Raw genomic sequence first — 21,977 nt, 5'->3', positions numbered from 1 at the left:
TGTGGGAGATGAAGCCATGAACAGCAGCGGCACACCGAAACTGCCGAGTGTCGAGGAGGCGAATGCCGAATCCGGAGAGGGTCTTGGAATGGCCCATCCGGGCGACTCGCCGGTTCCCTACATGCAGCGCACACGCGACTGGTACCTGGCCCTGGGCTACGGCAACCCCTATCGCTACTCGCACTATGCGAAGGTGCCGTTCACGGCCCTGACGAAGCCCCTCGCGGACAGCACCGTGGCCCTGTTGACCACGGCTGCACCCTTCCAGCCCGACAAGGGACCGCAGGGGCCGGGCGCTCCCTACAATGCGGCGGCCAAGTTCTACGAACCCTATGCGGGTGATACCGCAATGGACCACGATCTGCGCATTTCCCACGTGGGAATCGACCGCCGGCATACGTCGATGGAAGACAGCAACTGCTGGTTTCCGCTGCCGTTGATGCGCGAGTTCGTGCGGCAGGGGCGGATCGGCAGGCTGGCGAGGCATTTCCACGGCGTGCCGACCAATCGCAGCCAGCGCCATACGCTGGAGGTGGACATCCCGCGCATCGTCCAGCGTTGCAAGGAGGATGGCGCGGATGTCGCGGTGCTGGTGCCCAACTGCCCCATCTGTCACCAGACCCTGTCGCTCACCGCGCGTGCGCTCGAGGAGGCCGGTATTCCCACGGTCGTCATGGGCTGCGCCAAGGACATTGTCGAGTATGTCGGCGTGCCGCGCTTCCTGTTTTCGGATTTTCCGCTCGGTAATGCCGCGGGCCGACCGCACGATGCCGCGTCCCGGCGCGAAACGCTGGAGCTCGCGCTGCGCGTCCTGGAGTCCGCTCCCGCTGCGCGCACCACGGTGCAATCGCCGCTGGTGTGGAGCGCGGATTGGGAATGGAAGCTCGACTACTCGAATGTCGAGCGCGTGAGCCCCGAGGAACTGGCGCGTCTGCGCGCGGAGAACGACCGCGCCAAGGAAACGGCCAAGCAGTTGCGCGAGAAGATTCCCGCGTCCGCGTGAGAGCCGCCACGCCTTGCCCGGCGTGGCGTGACGGATCAGTGGGGCTTGTTGCCGCCGCCGTGCGAATGGCTCAGCAGCCGGTCCGTGAGGGCAATGGCCAGCGCGCTCAGCAGGAAGGCGATGTGGATGGCGGTCTGGGCGATCAGCACGCGATCGGAATAGTTGTCTGCGTTGATGAATGTCTTGAGCAGATGGATCGAGCTGATGCCGATGATCGCCGTGGCGAGCTTCACCTTCAGCACCGAAGCATTCACATGGCTCAGCCACTCCGGCTGGTCCGGATGTCCTTCCAGGTTCAGGCGCGACACGAAGGTTTCATAGCCGCCCACGATCACCATGATCAGCAGGTTGGAGATCATCACCACGTCGATCAGCGCCAGCACCACCAGCATGATGATGGTCTCGTTGAGCGAGGTGACCTCGGTGCCCGACTTGTAGCCGATGCTGGTTACCAGCTTCTGCAGCGCATCCGCGCTTCCGAAGGCCGCTTCGATGAGGTGGATGAGCTCCACCCAGAAATGGTAAACGTAGATGCCCTGCGCGGCGATGAGGCCCAGGTACAGCGGCAGCTGCAGCCAGCGGCTGGCGAAGATGATGTTGGGAAGCGGGCGCAGGGCAGCATGCTGCGCATTGAATTTGCTCGGCATTGTCGGCTGTATAGGTGAGGGATATGAGTGTGTTGTATGTACCCGCACGGCGCGTGAAATGCGTGTGCAAGGGTTCGGAAATATATTGAAAATTCCCGGGTAATTTCTGATTCAGGATGCCGTACGGGGGCTTCTGGAATCTGCTACGCGAATTGCCGCCACCAGAGACAGGGATCGATCTGCCGGTGCCGCCAGATGCGTCCCGGGCAATGATCAAGTGTTCGAGCAACTGATCGATGCCTTGCCGCCGGTGCGCCGCAGTCGCGGTCGGTTCAGATACTGGCCGCACACGTTGCATGCTGGCAAGGCATCGAGGTGCCTACTTGGATTGGGCCATGGTCTAACACCATAGTTCAGCCGCTGCAATACGGACATGTTCGATAAAAATAAAAAAACCGCACTGATATAAATACGGCACGGCGAGCAGTCGCCGCACAGATTGTTCTTCCATTTCGACATCAGCTGCCAAAGTCGTCAGCGCAGATGTCCGGCAACAGAGCCCGAACCGATTCACTCGTGAATCGCTTCGGGCTTTTTTGTTGTGCGCTTTATTCGCATCAAAGTGTTTCATCACGGACCTGCGTCCGTTGGCGGAGCTTTGCCCGCGAAGGTGGAACGGTCTGTGTCCAACACTGCTCGGCCGAATGCGTCAGTCCTTTATTGACCTCTACACTTAGGAGCACCGCCATGAGACACGGAGATATTTCGAGCAGCAATGATTGCGTAGGCGTAGCAGTCGTGAACTACAAGATGCCACGTCTGCACACCAAGGCCGAAGTGCTGGACAACTGCCGAAAAATTGCCGACATGCTGGTGGGTATGAAGCAAGGCCTGCCAGGGATGGATCTGGTTATCTTTCCCGAATATTCCACGCACGGCATCATGTATGACTCCAAGGAGATGTACGACACCGCCTCGGCCATCCCTGGCGAAGAGACTGCCATCTTCGCTGACGCCTGCCGCAAAGCCAATGTCTGGGGCGTGTTTTCGCTGACCGGCGAGCGCCACGAAGAGCACCCCAACAAAGCGCCCTACAACACCTTGATCCTGATGAACAATCAAGGCGAGATTGTGCAAAAGTACCGCAAGATCATGCCCTGGGTGCCCGTGGAAGGGTGGTATCCGGGCGACTGCACTTACGTTAGTGAAGGCCCCAAAGGCTTGAAGATCAGCCTGATCATCTGCGACGACGGGAACTATCCGGAAATCTGGCGTGACTGCGCCATGCGTGGCGCCGAGCTGATCATCCGTTGCCAGGGCTATATGTACCCAGCCAAGGAGCAGCAGATTTTGGTGTCCAAGGCCATGGCTTTCATGAACAACACCTATGTGGCAGTGGCCAATGCGGCGGGCTTTGACGGTGTGTATTCGTACTTTGGGCATTCGGCCATCATCGGCTTTGACGGACGCACGCTGGGCGAGACGGGCGAAGAGGAGATGGGAATCCAGTACGCCGAGCTCTCCAAATCGCTGATCCGCGATGCGCGCAAAAACGGCCAGTCGCAAAACCACCTTTTCAAACTGGTGCACCGAGGCTACACCGGCCTCATCAACTCGGGCGATGGCGACAAGGGCGTGGCCGCTTGCCCCTACAGCTTCTACAGCCAGTGGATCAACGACCCTGAGGGGACCCGCGAAATGGTCGAGTCATTCACCCGCTCTACGGTGGGAACTCCCGAATGCCCGATCGAAGGCATTCCCAACGAGGCGCCCAAACACCGTTAAGTCGCTTCGCTCAGTGGCCGCTGTGCATGGCTCGGCGGCCACCGCAGGTGCGACATCCATCTTCCAAGCAAAGGACTCTTCTTATGTTAGGCCTTGCATTGTTCTTCATTGGTGCGGTACTGGTGGTCAATGGCGTCGGCCTGAGTGGGCGCTTCGAGCCGCGCGACTCGGCGCCATTCAATCTGCTGGTCGGTCTGCTGGCCTTGTTCATCAATGCCATCGGCATCCTGCGAGCAGGCGCCGATCCCGACTTTTTCGCTGCTGCTGGTGGCCTCCTGTTTGCCTTTACCTACCTCTACCTGGCTGTTGTTCAGTGGTGGGGCCTCAAGGGTGTCGGGTTGGGCTGGTATTGCCTGTTTGTTGCAATCAGCGCGCTGGCTTTCGCTGCATCCGCAGGTGATATGCGCGTGATCGCTATGTGGCTGGTATGGGCGAGCCTGTGGTTCTTCTTCTTTGTAGCTCTCGGCCTGGGCAGGCCACTGCGCTTTCTCGCGGGCTATACCGTGCTGGTAGGCGTAGTCACCTGCTGGATACCGGGCTTGATGATATTGATGGGGAAATGGTGAACTCGATGAATGCAAAAATCCCTCTGCACGCCGTTGCCGGCGCGGACCCGCTGGCCGATTACCGCCTGACGCATGAGCCTTTCTACCGCCCGGCGGGCAACGAGATAGAGCTTTACGAGCAAGCCTATCGTCACCGCATGCCGCTCATCCTCAAAGGCCCAACCGGATGCGGTAAAACTCGCTTTGTCGAGCGCATGGCCTGGGCGCTCCAACGCCCGCTCATCACCTTGGCATGTAATGAAGACATGACTGCCTCCGATCTGGTGGGCCGTTATCTGCTTGATGCCGATGGTACGGCCTGGCACGACGGGCCACTGACGATGGCCGTGCGCTACGGCGGTATCTGCTATCTCGACGAAGTGGTTGAGGCACGGCAGGACACCACGGTGGTCATTCACCCTCTCACCGACGCTCGCCGTGTACTGCCACTCGACAAAAAGGGTGAAGTGGTGCAAGCCCACCCCGACTTCCAGTTGGTGGTGTCGTACAACCCGGGCTACCAAAGCAGCGCCAAGGACATGAAGCCCTCCACCCGTCAGCGCTTTGCTGCTTTGGAGTTTGACTATCCCGATGCCAGCACCGAAGCCGACATCGTCGCCCACGAAGCGGGCATTGACCGCGCACGGGCACAGCGCCTGGTTGCCTTGGCCCACAGCACGCGCGAACTCAAGAACCGCGGACTGGACGAAGGCGCATCCACCCGCATGCTCATCTATGCCGGTCTGCTGATGCGCGATGGCGTCTCGCCCGCTGACAGCTGCGACATGACGATCACCTTGGCGCTGACCGACGACCCGGATACTACCGCGGCGCTGAAAAAGCTGGTGCAAGCGCAGTTTGGCAACTGAAAGGCGAGCGACCATGGTCTCTTCCCAAGCGCCAACTGTCCGCAATGCTGAGCTGGCGACATCACCACCGGCCTGGATCAATGACGAGGCCCATGATTACGAGCGCCTGGCGATGCTGGCTTCCGGCTTGGCACTGATGCGAGTGCAAGTGCAACCGTTACAAACGTCCAGCGCATCAGCGCCGGTCACCGGCTCAGGCCTGCTGGGTGCCGCTGCGGCCAAGCCCGCAGCGGCGGCACGTACCATTGTGCTGCCACGAGCTCCATCAGGCACCAACGTCCATCTCAACGAGGCGTCAACCGTTCAGATCCTTTTGCCTGCACTGCCTGATCTGGATGCCGCGCAGCGCCAACGCAGGCACGAGGCCATGGTGGCGCACGCCGCTGCACACTTGCGGCACTCACCTGCACGCCAACCTAGCCAGGTCTTGAAACCTATGGGCTTGACGGTGGTGTCTGCGGTGGAAGACGCCCGTGTCGAGCGTCTTTTGCTGCGCGACTACCCCGGCGTGCGCAGCTGGTTCAGCGAGCAGCTCGCGCCGGAGCCGGAAGGCTCGAACCTGAGCTTCACCGCGTTCATGGCTCGACTCGACCGCATCTTGCTCCTGACCGATAGCCACAGCACCAACCATTGGATCAACAAAGCCAGAGAGCTATTCGAGCGCGCTGCTCAAACCCATGGGCTGGAGGACTACGCCGCGTTTAGAGCCGCATCTTCCATTCTTGCCAACGACCTGGGGCAGATGCGTGTACGCATGGATCCGCAGCACTATGCACCCCCAACGCTTTATCGCGATGACAACAGCTACCTCTGGGAGCACCCCGAATCCGAAGCCAATGTCGACCAAGCACTCTCGGTAGCGCAACCTGGCGCCCGCCCGCCACCGGCCCAAGCCAATACCGTGCCCGATACGGCGCCGGAGCCGCCCTCTGCCCAAGACTACGAAATCGCCCGTTTCCACTACCCCGAGTGGGACCGCAAAATTGAGCGCATGAAATCCGACTGGTGTACGGTGATCGAGAAGCTTCCAGGCTGGCAAGGGCTGAGCCAGGTAGTCGAAGCACGTCTTCCGGCCAACACCCGGGTGGACAGTCTGACACTGCCCAACGCGCGCCAACTCGACAGGCGCTACCGCTTACGCCGCCAGTGGGAGGGCGATGACGTCGACCTCAATGCAGCCATCGAGATCCAGGTTGACCGGCGCCTGAACCTGCGCCCCGATCCGCGCCTTTTCCTGCGCGCTGGCAAAGGCCCGCGCCCGACCAGCATGCTCGTGCTGTTGGACATCTCGGAATCAGTCAACGATATCGGCCCTGGCGGCCAATGTCTTCTCGATATCGAAAAACAAGCCGCTTTGCTGTTGGCACAGTCGAGCGTGCGCGGCACCGATCGCCTCGCCATTCACGCCTTCTCTTCCAACTCCCGAGCCGAGGTGAACTACTACCGTTTGCTCGACTTCGGACAACCGCACAACGGCGCGTCAGCGGCCATGATCCAGGCGGTGCGAGGGCGCTATTCCACCCGCATGGGGGCTGCATTGCGCCATGCCGGCGGTCTGCTACAAGGCGAGCCCGAAGGCCAGCGCACTTTGCTGGTTGTTACCGACGGCGCCCCCGCCGATGTAGACGTGCACGACAAGCAGTATCTGATTGAAGATGCCCGCCAGGCGGTGCAGCAAGCCCAACGCGCTGGCGTGCGCGTGTGCTGCCTGGCAGTCGATGCGAAAGCCGACAGCTATGTTCGCCACATCTTCGGCTGGCGCAACTACGGCATTGCCGAGGAGGCCAGTCAGCTCGTGCCCCGCCTGACACGCATGAGCGCTCGCCTTGCCGCAGGACGCTGACCAGCCAACTGTCCCAACAGGGCATGCGGATAGTGGCGTCCAGGCAGAGACTGCGCTAAGCTCATTGTTGACCATTTCAGACAAAGCAATCATGCCCGCAACTCTGAAAAATTCAGTATCTGGACAAGAACAGGAGGCAGGCTTTGGTTAACAACGACCCCTTGCGCGTAGGCATACTTTTTTCGGAAACCGGCACCACCTCCACCATCGGCCAATCGCAGTTGCAAGGCACATTGCTGGCCATTGACGAGATCAACCGCGCCGGAGGCGTGCTTGGCCGCGAGCTAGTAGCAGTCCGCCGCGACCCTGCCTCCACTCCGAGCCGTTTTGCACCATTGGCCGAGGAGTTGATCGTGCAGGAAAAAGTCAACACCATCTTTGGCTGCTATATGTCCAGCAGCCGCAAAGCAGTACTGCCCGTGGTGGAGAAATGGAACAAACTGCTCTTCTATCCCACACTCTATGAAGGCTTTGAATTTTCGGCCAACATCATCTACACCGGCGCGGCACCCAACCAGAACAGCGTGCAGTTAGCCGACTTCATGACCAGCAGTTTCGGTGCACGCGTCTACCTTATCGGCTCGGACTACATCTACCCCTACGAATCCAATCGCATCATGCGTGAGCTGGTGTTGCAACACCCCGAAGGCGAAATCCTGGGCGAGCGCTACCTGCCGCTGATGGCGACCGAGGTCGATTACCGCGCCGTCATGGAAGACGTACGCAACAAGCGCCCCGACTTTATCTTCTCCACGGTGGTGGGCGACTCTACCGCTCAGCTGTACCGCGCGTACGCCGACGCAGGGTTCAACCCCAAGGAGATACCCATCGCCAGCCTTACCACCTCCGAGGCGGAAATCGCGCAAATGGGCTTTGACGTAGCGGCCGGGCACTTCACCTCGGCGCCTTACTTTCAATCTATCCAGTCGGTGGCCAACCAACGCTGCTTGGCCAGCCTCAAAAAACTGTTTGGCGACGACTGCCGCCCCAACTTGTGCTGGGAAGCGTCTTACTTTCAAATGCACCTGTTTGCCAACGCGTTCCGCAAAACTGGCAGTGACACCATCAGCGAATTGCTGCCGCACCTGCTGGGCAGCGAATTCGACGCGCCCCAGGGGCGTGTACGAATCGACCCCGGCAACCACCACACCTGGCTCTACCCCCGCATAGGGCGCAGCAACGCGCAAGGCGGTTTCACGATCCTGCGCGAAGCGACCCGCGCCGTCTCGCCCGATCCCTACCTTGTCACCCACTCGCTGGGCGACTGGACCGCCAAGCTGGAGATCTGAGCGTGAACCGCCCGCAGCTTAGAGCCACCTCGCCGCACCTCAAAGAGCTGCGCCAGCTCAAAATCACGCTCATGCACCCCGATGACGCAGACGGCAACCTGCTGGCCCAGCAACTCCAGCGCATCGGCTGCCAGGTGCAAACTCTCTGGCCTCCGGTGCAGCACCTGCCGGCCGAGACGGACATCGTGCTGCTGGCTGTTCGGCCCGACTGCCTGCACCTGCACTTGAACTGGGCCCATGGCGAGCAGACGCCGACTTTGGTGGCCGTGGTCAACTACGAAAATCCCACCATCGTCTCGGCGGTGCTTGAGCTCAAAGCCCAAGCCATCTTGCCATCCCCCATCCGCTCTTTCGGCTTGCTGTCCACCTTGGTGGTGGCACGCAAAATCCACAAAGAAAATCGCCAAATGCAGCAGCACATCCACAAGCTGCAAAACAAACTGCTCGGGCAACGTCGCGTAGCCGACGCCAAAGCCATCCTCATGGCTTCGCACCAGATAAGCGAGGACCGTGCCTATGAGATGCTACGGGAGCAAGCCATGAAAAAACGCGCGTCCGTCGAGGAAATCGCTCTGGTCATCATCAGTGCCAACGAGATCCTGAACCTCGGGAAAACCTGAATTGCCCGGAAATACCTGAGTCAGGGTGACGTAAGAGCGACGTTCGATATTATCGAGAACAAGTCAAGTCAACTCAGGAGACAAGTTTATGAGCGCGATCGAGTCTGTGCTGGTGGAAAACCGCGTGTTCCCGCCTGCCGATAACTTTGTGAAGGCAGCCCGTGTGTCCGGCATGGCAGGCTACCAGGCACTCTGCGACGAGGCCGAGAAAGACTTCGAGGGCTTCTGGGCACGCCTTGCACGCGAGAACGTGCAGTGGACCAAGCCCTTCACCACGACGCTGGACCAGTCCAACGCGCCGTTCTTCCGCTGGTTTCCCGATGGCGAGCTCAACGCGAGCGCCAACTGCCTGGACAAGCACATCGGCACACCCAACGAGAACAAGACCGCCATCATCTTCGAGGCCGACGACGGCGCGGTCACCAAGGTCACCTTCAAGGAGCTTCTGGCACGCGTGAGCCAGTTCGCCAACGCGCTCAAGGCCCATGGCATCAAGAAGGGTGACCGCGTCCTGATCTACATGCCCATGACCATCGAGGGCGTGGTGGCCATGCAGGCCTGCGCACGCATCGGGGCCACCCACAGCGTGGTGTTTGGCGGATTCTCGGCCAAGGCCGTGAACGAGCGCATCGTGGACGTGGGCGCCGTGGCCGTGGTGACCGCCAATTACCAGCTGCGCGGCGGCAAGGAACTGCCGCTCAAGGCCATCGTGGACGAGGCCATCGCCGCGGGTGGCTGCGAGGGCGTGAAGAATGTATTCGTGTTCGAGCGCACCCCAACCGCCTGCAACATGGTGGCGGGCCGCGACAAGACCTTTGGTGAAATCCTCGCGGGCCGGAGCAGCGAATGCGCGCCCGTGCCGGTGGAGGCCGAGCATCCGCTGTTCATCCTCTACACCAGCGGCTCCACGGGCAAGCCCAAGGGCGTGCAGCACGCCACGGGCGGCTATGTGCTGTGGGCCAAGGTCACGATGGACTGGACTTTCGACGCCAAGCCCGACGACGTGTTCTGGTGCACGGCAGACATCGGCTGGATCACCGGCCATACCTATGTGTGCTATGGCCCGCTTGCGGCTGGCGTGACCCAGGTCGTTTTCGAAGGCATCCCCACATATCCCCACGCGGGCCGCTTCTGGGAGATGATCGAGCGCCACAAGGTCACCACCTTCTACACAGCCCCCACGGCGATCCGCTCGCTGATCAAGGCGGCCGATTCGGACGAGAAGGTGCATCCGAAGAACTGGAACAAGTCGTCGCTGCGCATCCTGGGCAGCGTGGGCGAGCCGATCAACCCCGAAGCCTGGATGTGGTACTACCGCAATGTGGGCGAGGAGCGCTGCCCCATCGTCGACACCTTCTGGCAGACGGAAACCGGCGGCCACGTGATCACGCCGCTGCCGGGTGCAACGCCGCTGGTACCGGGCTCGTGCACGCTGCCACTGCCGGGCATCGCGGCAGCCATCGTCGACGAATCGGGCAATGACATGGCCAACGGGGCGGGCGGCATCCTGGTGATCAAGAAGCCCTGGCCCGCGATGATCCGCACGATCTGGAACGACCCCGAGCGTTTCAAGAAGAGCTACTTCCCCGAGGAGCTCAAGGGCTACTACCTGGCGGGCGATGGCGCGGTGCGCAGTGAGGACCGGGGTTATTTCCGCATCACCGGCCGCATCGACGATGTGCTCAACGTCTCGGGCCACCGCATGGGCACCATGGAAATCGAATCCGCCCTGGTTGCCAAGACCGACCTCGTCGCCGAGGCCGCCGTGGTGGGCCGCCCGGACGATGTGACCGGCGAGGCGATCTGCGCCTTCGTGGTGCTCAAGCGCGGCCGCCCGACGGGCGACGAGGCCAAGGCCATTGCCACCGAACTGCGCAACTGGGTCGCCAAGGAAATCGGTCCGATCGCCAAGCCCAAGGACATTCGCTTCGGCGACAACCTGCCCAAGACCCGCAGCGGCAAGATCATGCGCCGCCTGCTGCGTTCCCTGGCCAAGGGCGAAGCCATCACCCAGGACACCAGCACCTTGGAGAATCCCGCAATTCTGGATCAATTGGCTGAAACCAATTGATCCAGAACGAGCCGCGCGCGGCTCGGGGCGCAAGGGCGCCTTGCGGGATTCGGTGATCACTCATATGGCGCAGCCATGTGAGTGATCACCAGAACCCTTTCATGCCCGGACCAATTGGCTGAAACCAATTGATCCAGAACGAGCCGCGCGCGGCTCGAGGCGCAAGACGCTCAATCCAGCCCGCCACTCACCCTGGCGGGTTTTTTATCGATTCATCAGGAATGGCAGGAATCGATCGCCAGGCTTTCCAAACAACAGCCTGAGCAACGCGCGCACTTCACGAACTGTTCACCCCAATGCTGAGATGGCCCCTCAGACGCGACGCAAAGGCGCTGACAGTACGCCTGTACGGCAAGCCTTTGCAACAAAGTATGAGGGGCCATATCAGCACCTCCACACGAAGACTCTCACCGCAAGCTCTAAACGTCCATTCGTCACGCGACTCAAACAACCCGGTATTCCGCAAAGCACCTTTTATTGCCTCCCTGCGTCGTATTCGTCAGACTTTGTCAAAGATGCTGTAGGACTTCGGCGGAAAAACACCTCTTTTGCCGACAAGCCCGGCTTCATGGGATAAAAACGGGTCTTCCACCCACGCAGTGCTTTCAGGCATGCTGACGCTTTGAAAGAGGGACATATCCATATGAATCTGAGAACCCTTGTTTTGCTTCTGATCACCGTTGCCATCGCGGCGCTGGCCGCGCTCAACTGGAGCACCCTGATGACGCCCACCACGGTTTCGCTGGGGGTGACCGATATCGTCGCGCCGCTGGGAGCCATCATGCTGGGGCTGACCATCCTGTTGTGCGTGTTCTTCCTGGCCTATGTGCTAAGCCTGCACGGCTCGGTGCTGCTGGAGACGCGGCGTCACGTGAAGGAAATGACATCCCAGCGCGATCTCGCCGACAAGGCGGAGTTGTCGCGCTTCACGGAACTGCGCCAATTCCTGGAAACCCAGCAGCGCCAGTCGCAGGACCTGTTCAATGCGCGCATGGACGCCATGGAGGCACGCATCGCCGCGCGGTCCCAGGAGGTCGAGAATGTGACGGCTGCCTACATGGGGCAGTTGGAGGATCAACTGCGCAAGCGGACCGGAAGCAGCAGCGGTGGCGGCAGTGGCATTGGCGGCGATTCCGGCGGCCCCTACGGAGGTGGCATCGATTCGCCCGTCGTGCGGCCATGAGATGAATGAGTTTGATTGATTGATTGATTTGGGGCGTAAAAAAGCCGCGTTGCCAGATGGCAGCGCGGCTTTTTTTGCTTGTATTCGATCCTGTCACGCCCGAGGGCGGCAGGATGGCGCCATCGCCTTACTTGAGGGTGAGAACCCAGTCGGCCAGCTTCTTGGCTTCGGCGTCGCTCACCTGGGCATTGGCGGGCATGGGAACAGGGCCCCACACGCCGGAGCCGCCCTTGGTGATCTTGCTGGCCAGCTTTTCGGCAGCGCCGGCCTGGCCTGCATACTTGGCCGCGACGTCCTTGAAGGACGGGCCAACCAGCTTCTTGTCCACAGAATGGCAGGCCATGCAGTTCTTGGACGTTGCCAGCGCCTGGTCGGCGAATGCAGGAGCGGCCACGGCGAGTGTCATGGCCAGAGTGATCAGGGAGCGCTTCATCTTCTTTTCCTATCTTCCGTGGGTTACAGTTACTGCTGATTAATGCGATTGTAGTGATTGCGGTTGACATGGTGCGGCGATCCCTTTCAAGAATCGAAGGGCATCGTGGCGATTCAGCCGCAAGTGCCTATGGCGCATGACATCCCATTCAATCAAAAGCGTTTCTGGAGGAAGTTGCCGTGTACACATTGGCCCTGGGTATCTTGCTGGTCCTGCTGAAGTATCTGGAAGTGAGCCCCGTGGTCAATTGGTCGTGGTGGTGGGTGCTTTCTCCGTTCGCGGTCACCGCCGCATGGTGGGCCTGGGCCGATGCCTCGGGGTACAGCAAGCGCAAGGCCATGGAAAAAATGGACCAGCGCAAGCAGGACCGCATCAACCGCGCGAAGGAAGCCATGGGACGCGGCCAGCGCCGCTGAACCCCTGCGGATGGACTGATTGATGATGCGGCGGATGCGCCGCGGCCGGATGTCCGTACCGTAAAGCTGTGCAATTTCCTGTAGCACCGGCCCGGAAGCGGCGGCTGTCCGGTGCCCGGCCGCCTATTTCGTGATTGACGGCATCTCCGATGGCTGCGGTAGGACTCCCGCAGTCCGGCGCGGCCCGGCCCAGGGCTGGGACATAATCGACAGGCTCCGCCCCATGCGCCGATGGCCGCCCACAAGGCAATGCGCCGTCGACGCTTCAGCAAGAGGACCCGGTTACCAGCGGGCCATGCCAGCATGGGCTGATCGATGGAAGGATGTCCTGCAGGCATTTGCAGCGCATCCGACGTCAGCCGTCCGTGCCTCCAGGGAGTCACGGAGGGCCTGCTACGATTTTTCAAGTATCTCCTTCTGTATCCACGATGCCCGCATACCGTTCCAAGACCTCCACCGCCGGCCGCAACATGGCTGGAGCCCGCTCGCTGTGGCGCGCCACCGGCATGAAAGACGGCGATTTCTCCAAGCCGATCATCGCCGTGGTGAACTCGTTCACGCAGTTCGTTCCCGGCCATGTGCACCTCAAGGACCTGGGCCAGCTCGTCGCACGTGAAATCGAGGCCGCTGGCGGCGTGGCCAAGGAATTCAACACCATCGCCGTGGACGACGGCATTGCCATGGGCCATGACGGCATGCTGTACTCGCTGCCCAGCCGCGAGGTGATTGCCGACTCCGTCGAATACATGGTGAACGCGCACTGCGCGGATGCGATGGTCTGCATTTCCAACTGCGACAAGATCACCCCGGGCATGCTGATGGCCGCGATGCGCCTGAACATTCCTGTCGTGTTCGTCTCGGGCGGCCCGATGGAGGCCGGCAAGGTGCGCCTGGCCGTGCCTGCGCAGGATGGCTCCAAGACCATCCAGATCAAGAAGCTCGACCTGATCGACGCCATGGTGATGGCCGCCGACAGCAAGGTCAGCGATGCCGAGGTGGCCGAGGTCGAGCGCTCCGCGTGCCCGACCTGCGGTTCATGCTCCGGCATGTTCACCGCCAATTCCATGAACTGTCTGGCCGAGGCGCTGGGTCTGGCGTTGCCGGGCAACGGCACGGTCGTGGCCACGCACTCGGATCGTGAGCAGCTCTTCAAGCGCGCCGGCCGTCTGGCCGTCGAGCTGTGCCAGCGCTACTACGAGCAGGAAGACGAAACCGTGCTGCCGCGTGCAGTGGGCTTCAAGGCGTTCGAGAACGCGATGACGCTCGATATCGCCATGGGCGGCTCCACCAACACCATCCTGCACCTGCTGGCGATCGCGCAGGAAGCAGGCATCGACTTCACGATGAGGGACATCGACCGCCTCTCGCGCTCGGTGCCGCAGCTGTGCAAGGTGGCGCCCAACACCAACAAGTACCACATCGAAGATGTGCACCGCGCGGGCGGCATCATGGCCATCCTGGGCGAGCTCGACCGCGCGGGCAAGCTGCACACCGACGTGCCCACGGTGCACGCGAAGACCATGAAGGAAGCGCTCGCGCAATGGGACGTCACCGTCACCTCGGACGACGCCGTGAAGACCTTCTACATGGCAGGCCCCGCGGGCATTCCCACGCAGGTCGCGTTCAGTCAGAGCACGCGCTGGCCCAGCCTCGACCTGGACCGCGCAGAGGGGTGCATCCGCTCCTACGACCATGCGTTCTCCAAGGAGGGCGGCCTGGCCGTGCTCACCGGCAATATCGCGCTCGATGGCTGCGTGGTGAAGACGGCGGGCGTGGACGACTCCATCCTGGTGTTCGAAGGTCCGGCCCACGTGGTCGAATCACAGGACGAAGCCGTGGAGAACATCCTGGCCGATCAGGTCAAGGCCGGTGACGTGGTCGTGGTGCGCTACGAAGGTCCCAAGGGTGGTCCCGGCATGCAGGAAATGCTGTACCCGACCAGCTACATCAAGTCCAAGGGCCTGGGCAAGGCCTGCGCACTGCTCACCGACGGCCGTTTCTCGGGCGGCACATCGGGCCTGTCCATCGGCCACTGCTCGCCCGAGGCCGCGGCTGGCGGTGCGATCGGCCTGGTACAGAACGGCGACCGCATCCGCATCGACATTCCCAACCGCACGATCGACGTGCTGTTGAGTGACGAGGAGCTCGCCAGGCGCCGCGCAGCGCAGGACGCCAAGGGCTGGAAGCCTTCCAAGGTACGCCCGCGCAAGGTGTCGACGGCGCTCAAGGCCTATGCCAAGCTTGTGACCTCTGCCGACAAGGGGGCTGTGCGCGACGTGTCGCTGCTGGACGATTGATGTATTTAATGGGTTGACCGATCCAGGTCGTCTCGAAAAAAGCCGCTCCATCGAGCTAGTGCCGGTCAGTTACGTGCTGACTGGCCTTGGTTCTTCGGGGCGGTTTTTTGTTGCCTGGGTCTTTTTTAGGGCGGAGGCCGGGAGTGCCCCCGGCGGGGCAGTAACTTTTTGCGCGCGCAAAAAGTCACCAAAAAGGCGTTTCAATACCCACGGCAGAACTCTCTTCGTTCCTTCGTCACTCCGCTCAGACAGCCGCCGTGAGTCAGTTGAAGGGGAGGAGCACTCGGCACGTCGCTGCGCTCGTGCTCTCACATCTCGCGACTTCGCGAGATGGGCAGTGTCCAGCCCAACCCTGCGGTTCAAAACTGGCGCAGTCGGCTCGCCCGAAGTCGGGCGAGCAGGCACGAGCGAAGCAATGTGCCGTATGCACCTCTTTTCAACTGACTCGCGGTGGCTGTCTGAACGGAGCGCGTAGCGCGCAGTGAGTTCTACCGCGTGACCCCGCATTCAAAGCGCATTTTTGGTGACTTTTTGGGCAAGACCAAAAAGTTACTGCCCCGCCGGGGGCACTCCCGGCCTCCGCCTTCAAACAATCGTGACAAACCTTTCTATCGTCCGGCGGCTCTGAATCAGCGCATCGTAGACAGGCGTCAGCCAGTCAAGCACCCGCCGATGACGGCGCAGACTGTGTCTGCAGATAGTTCTGCAAGCCGATCTGATCGATCAGCGCCAACTGCTTTTCGAGCCAGTAGGCGTGATCTTCCTCCGTGTCGCGCAACTGGGCCAGCAGGATGTCGCGGCTCACGTAGTCCTGGTGCTGCTCGCACAGCGCCATGGCCGAGCGGAGGTTGGCGCGCACCGCGTACTCGGTGGCGAGGTCCTTCTGGATCATTTCCACCACGGTCTCGCCGGGCTCGAAGGCGTCGGGGCGCATGTCGGGTTTGCCTGCGAGCATGAGGATGCGGCGCAGGATGGCGTCCGCGTGCGCGGTTTCCTCTTCCATCTCATGGCCGATGCGTTCGTACAGGCGCACGAAGCCCTGGTCTTCGTACTGGCGCGAGTGGATGAAATACTGGTCGCGTGCGGCCAGTTCGCCGCGCAGCAGGGACTTCAGGCATTCGATGACGTCGGGGTGGCCTTGCATGGAGTGCTTCTTTCTGTGTTCTTCAATTCCGAAAGCCGAAAGTATCTCCCGCGAGGCCGCGTCCGTGAAGGGCTGGGGGCAATTTTCATCCCTTGTCCTGCATGAGCGGTGCTGCCTGGCACCCAGTGCGTCAGGATGCCTGCCTCATGGCCTGATTCTGATCCGCATTCACCGGGCGGCTGAGCCACCATGCGACGGCGGTGAGCACCACCAGTGCGAACACGTTGATCGCCTGCCAGCCCAGCGTCTGCATGAGCGCACCGCAACTGAAGGACATCAGGGCGGCCACGGCGCTGTTGGTCCACTCCATCATGGGCTGCGCCACGGAGCGTTCGTCGGGTGTGTGCGCCGCAGACAACAGGGTGGTGCCGGCCAGCAGCATCAGGTTCCAGCCCGCGCCCAGCAGCAGCGAACTGATGAGGAACTGCGTCGATGACAGGCCGCTGAGCGCCATCGCGGCGCTGGCCGCGAGCAGCAGGGCTCCGGTCCATGCCACCGGCCTGGCGCCCCATCGGTCCACCAGGCTGCCCGCCGCGAGCGATGGCAGGAACATGCCCAGCACATGCCACTGGATGACGTGGGTGGATGTGGCGAGCGCATGGCCATGGCCGTGCATGGCCAGCGGCGTCGCATTCATCACCAGGATCATCAGCCCGTGCCCGCAGGCCGTGACACACAGGGCCTGCCGTATGGCGGGGCGCGACCAGAGTGCGCGGCGCGATGTGGCGAGAAGGGCTGCGGGCGTGGGATGCGCCGCAGCCGGATCCGTCCGGGACTGCGGCAACTGCGTGAGCAGCAGCAGGGCGCACAGTGCCAGCAAGGCAATGAACGCATAGGCCCCCGCCATGGGTGTCGGAAGCCAGTTCACCGCGTGCAGGGCCACGCCCGGGGCGATGGCGGCTGCGGCAATGCCGCCCGCGACCACCCAGGCGGCAGCGCGGCCCTTGTGCTGCGCGTCCACGCCATCGAGTGCGGCGAAACGGTAGAAGCCCGCGGAGGCCTGGTACACGCCGAGCAGGATCATCGCCACGCAGAACAGAGCAAAGCTCTGCAGATGCACCGCCAGCGCGGCCAGCAGGCCGGCGGCAATGCCGAATGCGGCTCCGCGCTGCAGCCCGCGCGCTCTTCCGAGTTGCTGCATCCAGCGCGCGAGCGTGCCCACTGCCATCAGGTTACCCAGCACCAGCAGTGCCAGGGGCAGGGTGGTCAGCAGGGGCCAGGGCGCCATGCGCTGGCCGATCAGCGCCGTGAGCGCGATGCCGATGATGGAGCACGACCAGTACAGGGCCTGGGCGACGCTCAGCACGGCGAGTTGGGGGTAGCGGCGCAGGATCATGATGCGTGAGGCTCCTGGGTGATATGAAAACCGAGATGAAAACAAAGGGCGAAGAGACGCTCCGGCCATGCAGCCGCATGGCCTCGAATCGAAGGGTGAGTTGGGGGGAGTCGGCGACGACGGGTGGGGCGAGCCGTCAACCGGAGCCGAACCGCTCGGCAAACGCCTGGGGGCTGACCGCCAGATGCCGGTGAAAGCTGCGCCGCAGGTTTTCCGGATGCCCGAACCCGCACAGGCGCGCGACGGTGGCGACAGATGCCTGCCGCTGGCCGAGCAGGGCGGAGGCGGCCTCCACGCGCACGCGCTCCACGTATTTCGCGGGCGTGGTCCCGAGTTCCTTGTGGAACACGCGCGCCAGCGTGCGCGGGGGCAGGCAGGCCTGCTCGGCCAGCCGCTCCACGCTCAGGTCGCTGCCGATCTGGCCGGGAATCCAGTCCAGCAATTGCGCAAGGCGCGGCGCATGGGTGGTTTCGGGCGTGAGCAACGGGCTGAACTGCGCCTGTCCTCCGGGGCGGCGCATGAACATCACCAGCTGGCGCGCCGTTGCCAGCGCGGTGGCACGCCCCAGGTCGGCCTCGACCAGTGCAAGCGCGAGGTCGATGCCGGCCGTGACACCGGCCGAGGTGAACAGGTGCCCGTAGACAGGGTCATCCGCATCGAAGGTATGCAGTCGATCGCTGTCCACGGAGATGTCCGGGTGCCGCTGGCGCATCTCGTCGACGCGGCACCAGTGCGTGGTGGCGCAATGCCCGTCCAGCAGGCCGCTGCCGGCCAGCACCAGGGCTCCCGAGCAGACCGAGCCCATGCGGGCCACGCGGGGTTCGGTCCGCACGAGCCACTCGCGCAGGGCCGTGTCGTGGCGCACCTGGTCAACGCCATCGCCGCCTGGAACCAGCACGGTGCTGTTGTAGGGCAGCGGCGCCAGTTCGCTCCAGCGCACGTCGGCCAGCATGCGCAGGCCGCTGGAGGTGGTGACCACCAGGTCGTTGCCCGCCGCCAGCTGGGTGCGATACCACGGCCGCATGCCTTGCCGCATGCGCATTTCGTTGGCGGTGGAGAACACCTGCAGAGGCCCGGCGATATCCAGGCTCATCGCGCCGTCAAAGCCGATGCACACGACCAGATGGCCTTCGTGGATGGACTGCGGGACGCGCTGGGGTGCATTCGGCTTGCTTGGCATGGGGCCAGTATTCCGGATGTCATGCTTGGCAGCAAGGACATTGTTCCCACAAATCTTGCCAGTACCTTGGAGCAGAGCGATTCTTCCCGGAGCTAGGGGAGGCGGGCAATTCCAGCCGAGTCCGTGCGGGTGCAGGCATGCGGCACAATGCCTGCCATGCTGATGTACCCGCATATCGACCCCGTCGCCCTGCAAATCGGGCCGCTCGCCATTCACTGGTATGGCATCACCTATCTGGTGGCCTTCGGGCTGTTCCTGCTGCTGGGCTGCCTGCGCCTTCGCCACCAGCCCTATGCCTCGATGACCGGCGACCGGGCCTGGACCCGCAAGGACGTGGAGGACATTCTCTTTCTCGGCGTGCTGGGCGTGGTGGTGGGGGGGCGGCTGGGCTACTGCCTGTTCTACAAGCCGGGCTACTACCTGAGTCACCCGCTGGAGGTGTTCTTTGTCTGGCAGGGCGGCATGAGCTTTCATGGCGGCCTCCTGGGCGTGATCGGCTCGATGCTGTGGTTCGCGCATTCGCGCAGGAAGCCCTGGCTCGAGGTAGCCGATTTCGTGGCCCCCTGTGTTCCGACGGGCCTCGCCGCGGGCCGCATCGGCAACTTCATCAACGGCGAGCTGTGGGGGCGTCTTGCCAGCCCGGATCTGCCCTGGGGCATGGTCTTCCCGCAAAGCGGCACGATGCTGCCGCGCCATCCTTCGCAGATCTACCAGTTCCTGATGGAGGGCCTGCTGCTGTTCGTGCTGCTCTGGCTCTATGCACGCAAGCCGCGCAAGACCGGCGAGGTGGCGGCGGCGTTCCTGGTGGGCTACGGCGTGTTCCGCTTCATTGCGGAGTACTTCCGCGAGCCCGACGATTTCCTGGGCATCCTCTCGCTGGGCATGAGCATGGGGCAATGGCTGTGCCTGCCGATGATTCTGGCCGGCGCCGCGCTCTGGGGTTGGGCGCACAAGCAACGCTGAGCGATCTCGGGCACTTTGGACGGGCATTCCACTCCGAGGAGCCCGTCCCACACCCGCAACATCCTGATTCGCGCTAGCTGCCTGTCGATTCATTCGTGGAGAGAATTCCTGGTAGTAACCCGAACAAATTTCTCTTTATATTTATACATAATTATGAGAAATTACGAATCTGGCCGCAGATAGAAATCGATTGAACGCCGATGGCGATGTTTTGAGGGTGATTCGCGGCCTGGTTCACATTTCTGCCTGAGGTTGAGACCCTGCCGCATACGTTCTGAAACTGCCATGCGCTCCATTGCCAACTCGTTGCATGATCAGGTCGCTGAAAGATTGCGGGAGCTGATCTTTGACGGCGTTTTGGCACCGGGCAGTTTTCTCGACGAGATCCGGCTGTGCGAGCAACTGGAGATTTCGCGCACGCCGCTGCGCGAGGCGCTGAAGGTGCTCGTGGCGGAAGGGCTGGCCCGCCATGAGCCGCGGCGGGGCTGTTTCGTCGCCCAGATCACCGAACGGGATGTGGACGACATTTTTCCCATCATCGAACTGCTCGAAGGCCGGGCCGCCTACGAAGCCACGCAGAAGGCCAACCAGGCCGACATCCAGGCGCTCGAATTGCTGCACGAGCGGCTGACGCACCATGCGCAGGCGGGCGACATCAACGAATACTACGCCGCCAATCTCTCGATCCACGAGGCTTTCATCACGCTTGCGGACAACCGCTGGCTGGCCCAGAGCATCGGAGACCTGCGCAAGATCCTGCGGCTTGCGCGGCTGCAGCAACTGCATGCGCCAGGTCGGCTCCAGCAGAGCCTGTCCGAGCACCTGGCTGTCTTCGCCGCACTCAAGCGGCGCGATGCACCGGCCGCGGAGCAGGCCATGCGCCACCACCTTTCCGCACAGCGCGAAGCGCTGCGCGAACTTTCTCGTCACCACTCTTCCCGGATTGCCCTATGAATGCCGCCACCACCTGGTTGTCCCGCAACGTTGCCCGCCTGATGGGTGGCGATTCCAAGAACGCCGATGCCGGAGCGGGCGGCGCGGTAGCGGGCAAGGAGGCACCGCCGCGCTCCACGCATGATCGCCTCGAGGCCACGCTGCGCCGTAGCGGCGAGGCGCTGTCCCCGCGCGCGCTGAGGCGGCTGCTCACCGACCTGCAGGAGGTTGTTGCACCGCGTGTGAGCGAAGTGGAGGGCGGGCGCCGCGCCGAGGCCATCGCCCAGTGGTACGCGGAAGCCTCGCCAGAGGAGCGCCGGGATCTGTGGCTGCTGATGTGCGAGCAGTTCACGCCCGACGCCGCGCGTGTGAAGAATGCGCAGCAGAAATACGAAGCCGCCGTCGGCACGCCCGACGCGCCGCAGGCCGAGGCCGCATTGCGCCGTGTGCTGACCTCGCCGCGCACGCGGCTGCTGCAGCGCTTCTCGGCGTTTCCCCAGGGCATGCGCTTCCTCGTGGACCTGCGCGCGGAGTTCCTCCCGCACCTCAAGGGCGACAAGCGGCTGATGCCGCTCGAGGCGGAGCTCGAGCAGCTCTTCGCCACCTGGTTCGACGTGGCGTTTCTCGACCTGCGCCGCCTCTCCTGGGATTCTCCCGCGTCCCTGATCGAGAAGCTCATCAAGTACGAGGCCGTGCATGACATCCGCAGCTGGGCCGATCTGAAGAACCGCCTCGACAGCGACCGTCGCTGCTACGGCTTCTTCCACCCGCGCCTGCCCAATGAGCCGCTGATCTTCGTGGAGGTGGCCCTGGTCACCGAGATGTCCGCCTCGATCACGCCGCTGCTCGATGAGTCCGCGGCGGCTGCCGACCTGAACAAGGCGACCACCGCCATCTTCTACTCCATCAGCAACACGCAGACGGGGCTGCGCGGCGTGAGCTTCGGCGATTCGCTGATCAAGCATGTGGCCGAGACGCTGGCCGAGGAGTTCCCGCGCCTCAAGCGGTTCGCCACCCTGTCGCCGATTCCCGGGTTCCGTTCCTGGCTTGGCAAGCACTGCGCACAGCAACTGCAGCTGCTTGACGAGAAGCGCCTGGGCGAACTGGGCCGCGCCGTGGGCTTCGAGCCGCCGCAGGCAGCGCACGTGATGGCTGCGGCCGAGGCCAGTGCACTGGAACTCGATGCGAAGTCGCCCGTGCGCCAGTTCGTCACCGAATGCGCGGCGCGCTACCTGGGTCGGGAGATGGCGGACGGCAAGCCGGTCGATCCGGTGGCGCGTTTCCACCTGGGCAACGGCGCGCGAGTGGAACGCCTGAACTGGGCTGGGGATCCTTCGTCCAAGGGCCAGAAGCAGTCGTTCGGGATGATGGTGAACTACCTCTACGACCTCAAGCGCATCGACAAGCACCGCGCAATGCTCGCTGAGGGGCGCGTGCCGGTGTCGAGCGAAATCGACGCGCTGTGCCGCGACTGAGGGGC

General features: G+C 62.7%; 19 protein-coding genes. 14 read left to right on the top strand and 5 right to left on the bottom strand.

Annotated elements, in window-relative coordinates; all coding sequences use genetic code 11:
- Positions 1–16 precede the first annotated feature (16 nt).
- Positions 17–1,003, top strand: coding sequence for a glycine/sarcosine/betaine reductase selenoprotein B family protein (locus H9K76_RS16165; RefSeq protein WP_223196253.1), 987 nt, complete (start codon positions 17–19; stop codon positions 1,001–1,003).
- Between the two features lie 35 nt (positions 1,004–1,038).
- Here the strand turns inward: H9K76_RS16165 and H9K76_RS16160 are convergent, their stop codons facing one another.
- A complete protein-coding gene (locus H9K76_RS16160; protein WP_187596373.1) occupies positions 1,039–1,650 on the bottom strand; it encodes a YqhA family protein in 612 nt (203 codons plus the stop codon).
- 687 nt (positions 1,651–2,337) lie between these two features.
- Between H9K76_RS16160 and H9K76_RS16155 the strand changes: the two genes are divergently transcribed.
- From H9K76_RS16155 to H9K76_RS16120, 8 genes are all read left to right on the top strand, one after another.
- Positions 2,338–3,375 carry an aliphatic amidase gene (locus tag H9K76_RS16155; protein ID WP_187596372.1) on the top strand — a complete coding sequence of 346 codons (1,038 nt, stop codon included), beginning with the start codon at positions 2,338–2,340 and terminating at the stop codon, positions 3,373–3,375.
- An 83-nt stretch (positions 3,376–3,458) separates the two neighbouring features.
- Positions 3,459–3,941 (top strand): AmiS/UreI family transporter, encoded by a 483-nt coding sequence (locus tag H9K76_RS16150; protein ID WP_187596371.1) that lies wholly within the window; start codon positions 3,459–3,461, stop codon positions 3,939–3,941.
- Positions 3,935–4,789, top strand: coding sequence for a CbbQ/NirQ/NorQ/GpvN family protein (locus H9K76_RS16145; protein ID WP_223196252.1), 855 nt, complete (start codon positions 3,935–3,937; stop codon positions 4,787–4,789). Before H9K76_RS16150 ends, H9K76_RS16145 begins: the two co-directional genes overlap by 7 nt.
- 13 nt (positions 4,790–4,802) lie before the next feature.
- A complete protein-coding gene (locus H9K76_RS16140) occupies positions 4,803–6,632 on the top strand; it encodes a nitric oxide reductase activation protein NorD (RefSeq protein ID WP_187596370.1) in 1,830 nt (609 codons plus the stop codon).
- Between the two features lie 143 nt (positions 6,633–6,775).
- The gene (locus H9K76_RS16135) at positions 6,776–7,921 is read left to right on the top strand and encodes a transporter substrate-binding domain-containing protein (RefSeq protein WP_187596369.1); all 1,146 of its coding nucleotides are present in this window, start codon (positions 6,776–6,778) and stop codon (positions 7,919–7,921) included.
- A 2-nt stretch (positions 7,922–7,923) separates the two neighbouring features.
- Positions 7,924–8,541, top strand: coding sequence for an ANTAR domain-containing response regulator (locus H9K76_RS16130; RefSeq protein ID WP_246475061.1), 618 nt, complete (start codon positions 7,924–7,926; stop codon positions 8,539–8,541).
- Between the two features lie 88 nt (positions 8,542–8,629).
- A complete protein-coding gene (gene acs / locus H9K76_RS16125; protein WP_187596368.1) occupies positions 8,630–10,612 on the top strand; it encodes an acetate--CoA ligase in 1,983 nt (660 codons plus the stop codon).
- Positions 10,613–11,255: 643 nt separating this feature from the next.
- The gene (locus tag H9K76_RS16120; protein ID WP_187596367.1) at positions 11,256–11,795 is read left to right on the top strand and encodes a LapA family protein; all 540 of its coding nucleotides are present in this window, start codon (positions 11,256–11,258) and stop codon (positions 11,793–11,795) included.
- 127 nt (positions 11,796–11,922) lie between these two features.
- Here H9K76_RS16120 and H9K76_RS16115 read toward each other — a convergent pair whose 3' ends face one another.
- Positions 11,923–12,228, bottom strand: coding sequence for a c-type cytochrome (locus H9K76_RS16115; RefSeq protein ID WP_187596366.1), 306 nt, complete (start codon positions 12,226–12,228; stop codon positions 11,923–11,925).
- A gap of 179 nt (positions 12,229–12,407) precedes the next feature.
- Here H9K76_RS16115 and H9K76_RS16110 point away from each other — a divergent pair, with 179 nt between their 5' ends.
- Together H9K76_RS16110 and ilvD are read left to right on the top strand one after the other, a co-directional pair.
- Positions 12,408–12,644: a TIGR04438 family Trp-rich protein gene (locus H9K76_RS16110; protein WP_187596365.1), complete on the top strand. Its 237-nt coding sequence runs from the start codon at positions 12,408–12,410 to the stop codon at positions 12,642–12,644.
- A gap of 428 nt (positions 12,645–13,072) precedes the next feature.
- Entirely contained in the window at positions 13,073–14,941 is a 1,869-nt protein-coding gene (ilvD, locus tag H9K76_RS16105) for a dihydroxy-acid dehydratase (protein WP_187596364.1), read from the top strand.
- A 658-nt stretch (positions 14,942–15,599) separates the two neighbouring features.
- On the opposite strand, the gene bfr is transcribed toward ilvD, so the two are convergent.
- The 3 genes from bfr to H9K76_RS16090 form a co-directional block, all read right to left on the bottom strand.
- Entirely contained in the window at positions 15,600–16,085 is a 486-nt protein-coding gene (gene bfr, locus H9K76_RS16100; RefSeq protein WP_187596363.1) for a bacterioferritin, read from the bottom strand.
- A 130-nt stretch (positions 16,086–16,215) separates the two neighbouring features.
- Positions 16,216–17,421, bottom strand: a complete 1,206-nt coding sequence (locus H9K76_RS16095; RefSeq protein ID WP_187596362.1) for an MFS transporter — start codon at positions 17,419–17,421, stop codon at positions 16,216–16,218.
- 136 nt (positions 17,422–17,557) lie between these two features.
- Positions 17,558–18,601, bottom strand: a complete 1,044-nt coding sequence (locus H9K76_RS16090) for a GlxA family transcriptional regulator (protein ID WP_187596361.1) — start codon at positions 18,599–18,601, stop codon at positions 17,558–17,560.
- 147 nt (positions 18,602–18,748) lie between these two features.
- Here H9K76_RS16090 and lgt point away from each other — a divergent pair, with 147 nt between their 5' ends.
- The 3 genes from lgt to H9K76_RS16075 all read left to right on the top strand — a co-directional run bounded on the left by lgt (position 18,749) and on the right by H9K76_RS16075 (position 21,972).
- On the top strand, positions 18,749–19,564 hold the full coding sequence (gene lgt / locus H9K76_RS16085; RefSeq protein ID WP_187596360.1) for a prolipoprotein diacylglyceryl transferase: 816 nt from the start codon (positions 18,749–18,751) through the stop codon (positions 19,562–19,564).
- 285 nt (positions 19,565–19,849) lie between these two features.
- On the top strand, positions 19,850–20,518 hold the full coding sequence (locus tag H9K76_RS16080) for a GntR family transcriptional regulator (RefSeq protein WP_187596359.1): 669 nt from the start codon (positions 19,850–19,852) through the stop codon (positions 20,516–20,518).
- Positions 20,515–21,972 (top strand): malonyl-CoA decarboxylase, encoded by a 1,458-nt coding sequence (locus tag H9K76_RS16075; RefSeq protein ID WP_187596358.1) that lies wholly within the window; start codon positions 20,515–20,517, stop codon positions 21,970–21,972. Before H9K76_RS16080 ends, H9K76_RS16075 begins: the two co-directional genes overlap by 4 nt.
- Positions 21,973–21,977 lie beyond the last annotated feature (5 nt).

The organism is Diaphorobacter ruginosibacter (assembly GCF_014395975.1).
Taxonomy (GTDB): domain Bacteria; phylum Pseudomonadota; class Gammaproteobacteria; order Burkholderiales; family Burkholderiaceae_C; genus Diaphorobacter_A; species Diaphorobacter_A ruginosibacter.
Note: the sequence above shows the minus strand (reverse complement) of the source record. Positions and strands in the feature narration are given on the sequence as shown.